The organism is Kitasatospora sp. NPDC056651, assembly GCF_042792155.1.
GTDB lineage: Bacteria > Actinomycetota > Actinomycetes > Streptomycetales > Streptomycetaceae > Kitasatospora.
Map to the genome: position 1 here is coordinate 1 of NZ_JBHTWX010000179.1, position 8,723 is coordinate 8,723.

General features: G+C 67.8%; 10 protein-coding genes. 6 read left to right on the forward strand and 4 right to left on the reverse strand.

All coding sequences use genetic code 11. The annotated features are described in order from the left end of the window. Window positions 1-406: 406 nt before the first annotated feature. The 3 genes from ACFRAR_RS37270 to ACFRAR_RS37280 all read left to right on the forward strand — a co-directional run bounded on the left by ACFRAR_RS37270 (window position 407) and on the right by ACFRAR_RS37280 (window position 2,941). Window positions 407-1,039 carry a DUF6000 family protein gene (locus ACFRAR_RS37270; RefSeq protein WP_380704633.1) on the forward strand — a complete coding sequence of 211 codons (633 nt, stop codon included), beginning with the start codon at window positions 407-409 and terminating at the stop codon, window positions 1,037-1,039. Then, a complete protein-coding gene (locus tag ACFRAR_RS37275; RefSeq protein ID WP_380704635.1) occupies window positions 1,040-1,294 on the forward strand; it encodes a hypothetical protein in 255 nt (84 codons plus the stop codon). Window positions 1,295-2,092: 798 nt separating this feature from the next. Next, window positions 2,093-2,941: a hypothetical protein gene (locus ACFRAR_RS37280; RefSeq protein WP_380704637.1), complete on the forward strand. Its 849-nt coding sequence runs from the start codon at window positions 2,093-2,095 to the stop codon at window positions 2,939-2,941. 114 nt (window positions 2,942-3,055) lie between these two features. Here the strand turns inward: ACFRAR_RS37280 and ACFRAR_RS37285 are convergent, their stop codons facing one another. The 3 genes from ACFRAR_RS37285 to ACFRAR_RS37295 all read right to left on the reverse strand — a co-directional run bounded on the left by ACFRAR_RS37285 (window position 3,056) and on the right by ACFRAR_RS37295 (window position 5,637). Beyond that, window positions 3,056-3,871 carry a hypothetical protein gene (locus tag ACFRAR_RS37285; protein WP_380704639.1) on the reverse strand — a complete coding sequence of 272 codons (816 nt, stop codon included), beginning with the start codon at window positions 3,869-3,871 and terminating at the stop codon, window positions 3,056-3,058. Window positions 3,872-4,002: 131 nt separating this feature from the next. Beyond that, entirely contained in the window at window positions 4,003-5,145 is a 1,143-nt protein-coding gene (locus ACFRAR_RS37290) for an NACHT domain-containing protein (RefSeq protein WP_380704641.1), read from the reverse strand. Between the two features lie 108 nt (window positions 5,146-5,253). Next, on the reverse strand, window positions 5,254-5,637 hold the full coding sequence (locus tag ACFRAR_RS37295; RefSeq protein WP_380704643.1) for a hypothetical protein: 384 nt from the start codon (window positions 5,635-5,637) through the stop codon (window positions 5,254-5,256). 515 nt (window positions 5,638-6,152) lie between these two features. Here ACFRAR_RS37295 and ACFRAR_RS37300 point away from each other — a divergent pair. Both ACFRAR_RS37300 and ACFRAR_RS37305 read left to right on the forward strand, forming a co-directional pair. After that, window positions 6,153-6,488 carry a replication-relaxation family protein gene (locus ACFRAR_RS37300; protein ID WP_380704645.1) on the forward strand — a complete coding sequence of 112 codons (336 nt, stop codon included), beginning with the start codon at window positions 6,153-6,155 and terminating at the stop codon, window positions 6,486-6,488. Window positions 6,489-7,469: 981 nt separating this feature from the next. Beyond that, window positions 7,470-7,856 (forward strand): hypothetical protein, encoded by a 387-nt coding sequence (locus ACFRAR_RS37305; protein WP_380704647.1) that lies wholly within the window; start codon window positions 7,470-7,472, stop codon window positions 7,854-7,856. 134 nt (window positions 7,857-7,990) lie between these two features. Here ACFRAR_RS37305 and ACFRAR_RS37310 read toward each other — a convergent pair whose 3' ends face one another. Next, window positions 7,991-8,200, reverse strand: a complete 210-nt coding sequence (locus ACFRAR_RS37310; RefSeq protein WP_380704649.1) for an ATP-binding protein — start codon at window positions 8,198-8,200, stop codon at window positions 7,991-7,993. 69 nt (window positions 8,201-8,269) lie between these two features. Here ACFRAR_RS37310 and ACFRAR_RS37315 point away from each other — a divergent pair, with 69 nt between their 5' ends. Beyond that, window positions 8,270-8,467: a hypothetical protein gene (locus ACFRAR_RS37315; protein WP_380704651.1), complete on the forward strand. Its 198-nt coding sequence runs from the start codon at window positions 8,270-8,272 to the stop codon at window positions 8,465-8,467. Window positions 8,468-8,723: the final 256 nt, after the last annotated feature.

Genomic DNA, 8,723 nt, shown 5'->3' on the forward strand with positions numbered 1-8,723 from the left:
GGCGGGTACTTCATCGGTGCAGCCATGGCAAAGGCTCCCTTCTCACGGCCAATCAGGCCATGTCCGGCAACCTTCCGCACCTCGGGGGAACCTCAGCGGATCGCCGCCACCTGGCCCTGGCGCCACGAACTGACTGCGGCGTTCAGCCGCCTGGCCGCACTCCCCCGACCGGCCACCTGACAGACCAAACCGCCCCTGACCACCACGACACGAGGACCCAGGAGCACCCGGCCACCGCGCCGGGCCCTCGGCATGCCCAACTCCAACGGCAGCCTCGAGACCTCCGATACAGGGATCGCCCCAGATCAACCGACGCAAACCGAAACACGGAGGCTGGCCTTCCCTGCTTGGCCTCCCTCGGGCAAAACCGCTGGCAGTTGAGCGTTCACCTGGCAAGGATGCAGCTATGCGTGATGCCACCACTGACCCTGAGCTGCTGGGCTTGGTCCGCCGATTCGTCACGCCCGGACGACGGTACCTTCGCTTGGGTGGAAGCTTGCTGCGGTTGACGGGGCTCGAGCGCGAAGTGTTCGCGAGAGAACTGGTCCAGGCTGCCTCGGAGATTACTCCGGCTGAGCTCGACGTCCTCTTCGAAGGCGGGTGGCGAGAGCGTAAGACTGCTTCCTGGCTGGTGGTCGTAGCTGGCAGGACCGAGTTCCGCAGCCGTATCGGCGAACTTCTGCTGGCCAGCGAAGGGCCGTATGCCGGCGGGGCCTACTGCGTCGCCCTCGCCACGTTCGGTGACAGCGCGGATGCCGATCTGCTGTGTCGCTACCTTGACCGCTACTTGTTGCGGCCCGATCTTGACTACGACCAGGGCTTTGCGCTTGGCGCACTTCTTCACCTCGATGCCGCCATCAAGTCCGAGCGCGCATCCGGGTACCTTGCTGATGGTGGCCTGTGGAAGCAGTGGACCGATGTTCCGCCGCGCAGGGCGCGGGACCCGCATGCGTATCGACAGGTCGTCGATCAGCTCTGTTCCTTCGCCAGCGAGTGCGCTGAACGCTTTGCCTCGCTGGTCGCTGATGCCGCCTCATAGGTGGCCGATACCTCGCCGGTCACAACTGCCGCCAAGGCGGCGGCGCTGTCCCAGACCAGCCTCTCCGCCATTCTGGCCAGCGCCACCAAGACGGCCAACCTTGTCTCCGGCCGACCCAGCTACTACGACTTCCTGTCCCCGACGAACGCGGCCATGTACGTCCGGACGTGGCCGCACGCGGGCATCGACGCACTCGAGGAAAACACCGACGCGCAGGACCCGGAAGCTCCGAACGAAGACGACAGCGGCTCTTGACGTTACGCCCGGTGCCCTGTCTGGCCGTCACGCTCACGACGGGGGCTGTCGACGCCAGCGTTTCACAGTGCTCGCCCCGACGCCGATCCACGCTCCCGCGGCACGGCTCGGCAGGTCACGGGTGACGTCGATCGCCGCCGCATCGACGAAAGGCCCGCCCGCCGGGCGATGGCTTCCAGGGTGTCCTTCCAGACCCGCTGAGCGGCCGGGAGCGTGCGCAGGAACCCGGCCCTGCGGGCGGCCCGTACTGCGGGACGGCCGTCGATGCCCGCGCGGGCGGCGGCCGAGCGGCGGTCGAGCAGCTCGGACCCCGGACAGCTGCCAGCACCGACCAGCCCTCCTTCTCCTCAACTGCTGGACACCGCCGGCGCCCGTCGTGGGTAGCAAATGACGCCGTGGGCGCCGGCCGCCAACGCAGCCGACGGCCGCCCGGGCAGGGGACCGGCCGCCGGCACGACAGGCCCCGTTCTGAGACGGTTGGCCAGCCCGCCGGCCGGCAGCCGGGCCGGACCGCTCCCGCTACGCGCAGGTGCCGAGCATCTCGGCCAGGGCCTGCTGCTCGGCCTGGGTGACGTTGAGGCGGTAGAGGCTCTTCACGTGGACCCGGGCCCGGGAGTAGGCGCACCTGATCGACTGCGAACCCGCCGAACCGCTTCTGGCCCTGCTGTGCCGACCCCTTCCACAGAGGGGTGATTCGATCGCGCTCTGGCCCCTCGTCGAGAAGCCAATTCGACAGAGCCAAAAGGAGAGTAGGTTGCCGCTGTTCACCGATTCCAAGCGGCTAGTGGGGCAGCGCAGATGGCTGACAGCACCGACTCGATGAGCTCGACCGAATACGAGAGGCTGACTCGGCTCCTCGTCGAGCGCATCGCCGAACGCTCGCTCGTGACGACGACCCGTCTTGAGCACAACGTGGTCCTGCCTGGCCGGGCCTCACCTCACCAGATCGACGTCCTGTGGGAGTTCACGACCGAGTCCGGGCATGCGCATCGGGTCGTCTTCGAGTGCCGACGTAAGAGCCGTTCGCTGGAGCAGAACGACGCGCTGGCCTTTAAGGGCGTCGTAGAAGAGGTCAGCTTCGACGCCGTGCCGACAACAGGCGTCATGGTCCACGTGAAGGGATTCCAACTCGGCGCCCGGAAGATCGCCGACACCTATGGCTTGATCATCCTGGAGATGCGATCCCCGACTGACAAGGACGTCAAGGGCCGGTTGATGGAGATCCGGATCTCGGTGACCCCGCGCGTTCCAGTGGTTAAGGACCTTCACATGGATGTCTCTGAACTGCTGTCGGACGTGCTGAAGGGACCGGTGCTGAACTACACACTGGAGGTCCAGGATCCACACAACGGTTGGATCCGGGTCATGGACCTCCTTCAGTCGGGGGAAATCAACCCGACGACGGAGGTGTCGACGCCGCTCCATCGCGTCACTCGTTCGTTCGACCCACCAGCCGTACTGGCCTTGGACGGCCAGCCGGCGGCCAAGGTCCGGTCGATCTCCGCGACCGTCGGAGAGGAGCTGAGCGACCCCTTCGACGTCAGTATCGGCGGTCGGGAAAACCTCGCCTGGACGGTGAAGGACGTGCTCGGCGGAGAGAGCGCATGGTTCACCCACGACGGGAAGGTCCACGTCATCGGATCGTAGACGTCTCCTCTTCACGGGCGGCGAGGTAGTCGGCCCAGCTGTCCTGTGCGTACTGGGCCCAGGCGTACGCTGCGGCAGGAGCGGGAGAAGTCCGGTAACGAGGAGGGAGACGGATCAACCATGGTATGACCGTTCGTCGGCCGCGGTCCCCGGCGGGCGGGCGAGGTGCTCCTGGAGGCTGGCGTGGCGAAACTGGTAGACCGCTCCGGCCTGACGCAGGACACCGCGCTCCCGGTGGGCGTCCTCGAAGAACGACATCGCCCGCCACGGCAGCCGTCCGCTCAGCGGAAGCCAGATCCTCGCGATGACCACCCACTCGCCCCACGCCGTCAGCGCGAGGGCCGCTCCGAGTCCTCCCGCGAACACCGTGACGAGTCCGACCCAGGTGTTCCACGCGGGGTCCGTCCTGATTCCCACGCCCCAGAGGGAGCCTCCGAGGAACCCGATGAAGGGCCTGGACCCGACCGTGATGGCGACTCCGGCCAGGGGCCCGAACAGGAGCAGCTGCACGAGCACGGTGTTCCGGTTGGCGGCCAGCAGACCGCGGGGCCGGACGGCGGACTCGGTGTCGAGGGGAACCTCGAGCCAGGACACGATCCCGCCCACGAGCCCAAGTGCGAGTGCGAACTGGGCGCCGAACACCACCGCGGTCACCAGTCCGTCCTTGAACCAGAGCGGGTCTCCTGACCCCATGCCCCACAGCCCGAGCATGAGCCCGATCCCAGCTCCGCCCGCGAACCCCGCGACGAGCCCGGTTCTGACCTGCTTGAGGACCTCGCGGACGGACCTGGTTCCGGACGCCTTGCTCCGGCCGCGGATGCGGATCCGCATCCGTGAGGGTTCCACCGCCGCGCCCGCGAACGCCAAGCGGATCCGGAGCGCGAGGGCGAAGACCAGCGCGGCCGCAAGCCCGTTGACGAGGGCGTCCACGAGCCCGATGAGGAGTCCTTCCGCGAATCTGGCACGGAAGCCCCCGAAGGATCACGACGGGTAGATGGTGAAGTATGCCGAGTCCACGAGGAAGACGATCACCCCGACGCACACCCCGGACACGCCCCCGATCACGGCCGTGCGGGCCGACGGGTGCAGGGTCGTGCCCAGTTCCCACCATTTGAGGTCGGTCTGCTCGCGCTTCGTGAGGTGCCGGGCGAGATGGCCGAGCCACCGGGCGGCCCGGGCCCGTGCCTCCTGGACCACCTCCGGGGCGCCTTCCGGTCGCGGTGAACAGGCGGCTGCGGGCCGCTCGGATAGACCGACGGTACGAGCGAGTCCAGCAGGTGCCGCTCGATCTCCTCCACGGTCGGGAAACGGGCTTGATCCATGAGGTCGTCAGGGCTCCCGCCCTGGTCCGAGTCTTCGTAGACCTTCCAGCACAGCCACAGCAGGAGCGGAACCGACAGGGCCCTGGCCACGGGGCTGCCCTTGTCCTCCTCCACGGCCCTGATGAGCGGCCGCCAGTGGGCCCGCCGCTGCGGGGGGACGCTGATGCGCAGGTACTTCGCGACCGCCTCTGCCGTCAGGGGCTGGCCTTCGACCACCAGGGCCGAGCGCAGCACGTGCCCCGTCCCGATCGCCTTGGTGTAGTCGCCGGTCCGGCAGGTCAGCACCAGCGGCTCGGTCGCCAGGTAGCCGGACGTGAGCTTTCGCAGCGCCAGCGGCCGTTCGGCGGCGGGCAGTTCGTCCAGGCCGTCGAGCACCGGCAGGATGAGCCCGCGGTTCAGGAGGCCATGGGCCTTCGTGGAACTCAGGAACGGGTACTGGTCCGTGAGTTGACGCAACAGCCAGGTCTTCAGGTGCTCCTTGGTGGGCCGCCAGGAGGCGATCGGCAGCAGGACCGGGACCCGGCCTCCTTCCGCTCTCTGCCGCAGCAGTTCGAGGACCAGCAGGACAGCCAGGGTCGTCTTGCCGCTGCCCGCCTCGCCCAGGATGACCAGGCGCTGCGATTGTTGTTCCGAGAACGATCGAGTGAAGGAAGCCAGATCCGAGGTGGTTCCCTCCACGGGACCTCCTGCCAGCTCGCGGTGGTCACCAAGGGTCTCGCCGTCCTCCACACGCCACAGAACGGGGATCGGCACCGGGAACAGGTCACGCAGCTTGGCCTCCTCGCTCCACTGCTCCCGCACCAGCCCAGCCAGATTCTGCACCGGGTCGGAGGAGTCCCTGGTGATGAAGTAGTTGTGCTGGACGCTGTTGTCGCCCGACATCAACGCGAGGTTGATGACGGTGCCGGGCCCGAAGTCGCGCCTCCGGCCGCTGGGTGCCTCAGCCGTCACGGGAGCCGAAGTGGTTGGTCTGGGTGTTGCCGTCGCCGATCAGGACCCGCCGTTGATGGTGTTCCCGCTCACGGTGGACTTGCCCGGCCCCGGGTCGGCGGACGCCTGGGCCGCCCGGACCTGCTCGACGGCCCGTTGCAGAGCCTCGGCGAACTCGGCGTCGCGCGAGGCCGTGTCCGTCAATGCCAGCTCTAGCTGGTTCCGGGTCTCCGGGGTCGGCTCCTCCCGGCCGTCGGTCACCTCCCGCGTCACGCTCTCCAGTGCCGGCTCACGGCCCAGCCGGGTGGCCACCACGTCGTGCAGGCGGTCCATCCCGGCGTCCAGCGCCTGGTCGACCTCCGCGTCCGCCCGGCCCGCCACCCGCCGTGCCTTGCTCACCGCCCACGCGAAGAGATAGCCCACGGCCAGTTCCACGCCTTCCACGTTCGCCTCCTCCATCGGACACCGTCATCACGGCGACCATAACTGTGAGCACCCGGTCGCGGGATGTGAAGCTCCAAACCGCCACCGGTAGTTGAGCGGGATGTCCACCGGCGGGAACCACAGATCACACTGGGCGAGTAGACCGTGCGCGAAACCGGGTCGACAGGAAGATAGGCGGGCTGCAACTCGCGCACCCGTTCCTTGAGGATGGTCAGGCCGCAGTCCCACCCGATCCGCTCGACGATCACCGTGGCCGGCATGGTCGGGGTCTGCTTCAACAGCTCGCGGATGTCGGGCTCGACCTGATCCACCGCCGAGCCCTTCAGCGGACGCTGGTAGACCGGCGGCCGGTCCGAGGCAAGGGCCCGCAGCACGGTGCCCCTGGAGATCCCCAAGTACCGGGCCACCGCACGGGCCGACAGGGTTTCATTCCCCAGGCACGGGATGGGCCCGTGCACGAAACCCGCGAGGAGTGCTTTCGTGAACGGGGATCTGGAGACCGACCACGATGCCCGGTGACGCTCGCCCGCTTCACCCTGGCCACCGCCGAGCAGCTCCACCAGCTGCACGGCGGACAGGCCGGCCTGAAGCAGACCCAGAAGCGCATGAGCCGCCTCCACGCCGAGGGCCTGGCCGAGTTCGTCACCCTGCCGCAGGCCGGCCGCACGAAGGCCTGGCACCTCACCGCGGCCGGGGCCGCCGTGAGCGCGACCTTCCCCGAAGCCCGCCGCCCGGGCCACCCGGCGGTGGCCGAACAGGCCGCCCTGCGCTACGGACGCGGCCACCTCCTCGACCGTGGCGGATGTTCTTCGGTCAGTTCGGGGTTCTGGCCCAGGTTGTGTGACCAGTGACGGTCCGTAGGCGCCGGGGCTGACAGCTACCGCAGGACGACAAGAGGTTCCGGTCTCGGCATGCTGAACATCGGGCCGCGTGGGACACATAAGGCTCGGTGTCGGAGAGGTCCCCGTAGCCTCGGCGGGTGATCGGCGACCGGCCCTCCGATTGCCTCGGCGCCACTGAACTCCCCGACCAGTCATGCAAGAGCCAACGAATCGGTCGGCGACATGGGTACAGTCAGGATCTGCGATGGCACCACGCCAACTCCGGGTCTGCCATCGGCTCGTGATGCGTTCGCCCGAGGAACACCACGTCCAGGCGCTCCACCTGCACCCGGAGTTCTCCGGCGGCCCTTGGCGGAAGCATGAACAGAACGTCTTGCAGTTTGTCCCCAACTGGGCAGATCCGACGGATCGCGCAGGTAGGAGCCATGCACCCGCTCCGACCACGCCCCGCAGTCCGGACAGGCCGCACCCGGAACAGCCACGCGGGCAGCGACCCGCACCACCGCACCGGACGCTTCGACACCGACGACCTCCACCTGGGGCAGCGACGGGAACAACAACTCACCGAGCCACGACCACGATTGCGACACAGCCGCCGACTGTCAGCCGTCCAGGTGACTCGGCCGTCCAGTTCCGGACGATCTCCAGACCCCGCCAACACCCATGACCCGTTACCCAGTATCACCAGCCACAGAACCTGGGCCAGACCCGAGTTCGGGAGCCGTTCCGGCGAGATCGGGAGCCACTGATCGGGTGACCTGGTGGGCGTGGGCGGAGTGTCCGTAGGGGTGGGGTGGGGGCGGCGGCAGCTTGTGGTCGCGGGCCCGGGTCGCCTCCCTGACAAGTCGCGGCCAGGGCCGCACTCCTGGGCGTGCCGGAAGGCTGGTGTCCGCGTACTCGTCGAAGTGCTCAGCCGGGTGCGGATGAACATGCTCAGCTTGAGGACGAAGTAGCTGGCCGCCTCGCGCTTGGGCGTGCGACGATCCTCGGATGGAGAACCCCGATCCTTCTTTTCGAAGGCGCTTGTTGATCGAGTCGCTGACCGTGGTGGCAGCTGATCCGTCGGCTCAGCAGGCATGGGTGGACGAGCACGGTGTCCTGGCGGATGAGATCGCTCTGGACTTCGACCATGCCTTCCGCATGGTGGAGAGCCTGGTTGAGGGCGGGGAGATCAGTCGTGAGGTGCTTCCAGATCTGCAAGCAATCGATGCGGTCTTCGCCGGGATGAGCGGCAGGGAGAACTCGGAGCGTTGGGGCAGGGAAGCTCTGGCGGTCGATCCAGGTTGGACCGAAGCCCGGGAGCTGGCCAGCCGGGTACTCGTCGATGTGCAGGGTGAGTGGAACCTACCAATGCCGGCGATCTGCATCATTCGGTAGCCGACCCACCTTCCGGCGGGTCAGGCTGCGCGCGATGGCGGCGGGGCCGTGGGCCCATTCGCCAGTACGTGGCTGAGCACTCCGAGTACGTCGACAGCTGGGCCCGTGATCCAGCCCTCCGTACTGGTGGCGTGTCAGTTCGGGGTGGGGAAGAGAGACTCTTGGGTGGCCTGGTAGCGGTAGGACTCGGTGCCGGTCTGGATGAGGGTGCAGCGGAAGGCGATCCGGTCGGCGATGGCCGCGCAGAGGCGGGCGTCGCCGAAGGTCTTGTCCCACTCGGTGAAGGGTGAGTTCGTGGTGATGGCGCTCTCTGAATTTGGCCCTGACCGGAGTTCCGTGAACAACTGGAGGGAGGCGTGCGGATCCGTCGGCGGCCAGCCGTATCGAGATCGTGTACTGGTTGACTGTGCGTCGTGACTGAGATGATCGAAATACCGGATGCAGAGGGCGACTGGGAGCCCGCGACGGAGCTCCGGGCAGGCGGGCGCAACCCGGTGCGGCAGGCGTCCATGTTCCAGAGCGCACCATGGCCGTTGATCTCGCTGGCGCTGCTCTCAGTGGACCTGGAGGCGGTGGCGTGGCGGCTGAGCTTGTTGTTTTACCTCCGGTGATCGTCTTGGGTCGTGTTCGGTTTCTCACCTGCGTGTTTGCTACTGGCTGCTGACCAGGGCGAGTCCGACGTCATAGATGGGTGCGCGGCGGCGGTTGGGCTGGCCGGTTGGGCGTCCGGGACCGGGCTTGGAGGGTCTCGCAACAACCGTGGGGCAGGGCAGAGGCTGTCGCACGACTGCCCCCGTCCGGGAGTCAAGAGCGATTCGATGTTCGGTTTCAGTGATTGCAGGGATGCTGGAGTCTGGGTCGGTGGGG

Coding starts and splice junctions, on each gene's coding strand:
- ACFRAR_RS37290 (WP_380704641.1), bottom strand. CDS start 5,145: ATGTCGGGCGACAACAGCGTCCAGCACAACTACTTCATCACCAGGGAC.
- ACFRAR_RS37305 (WP_380704647.1), top strand. CDS start 7,470: ATGGAGAACCCCGATCCTTCTTTTCGAAGGCGCTTGTTGATCGAGTCG.
- ACFRAR_RS37270 (WP_380704633.1), top strand. CDS start 407: ATGCGTGATGCCACCACTGACCCTGAGCTGCTGGGCTTGGTCCGCCGA.
- ACFRAR_RS37280 (WP_380704637.1), top strand. CDS start 2,093: ATGGCTGACAGCACCGACTCGATGAGCTCGACCGAATACGAGAGGCTG.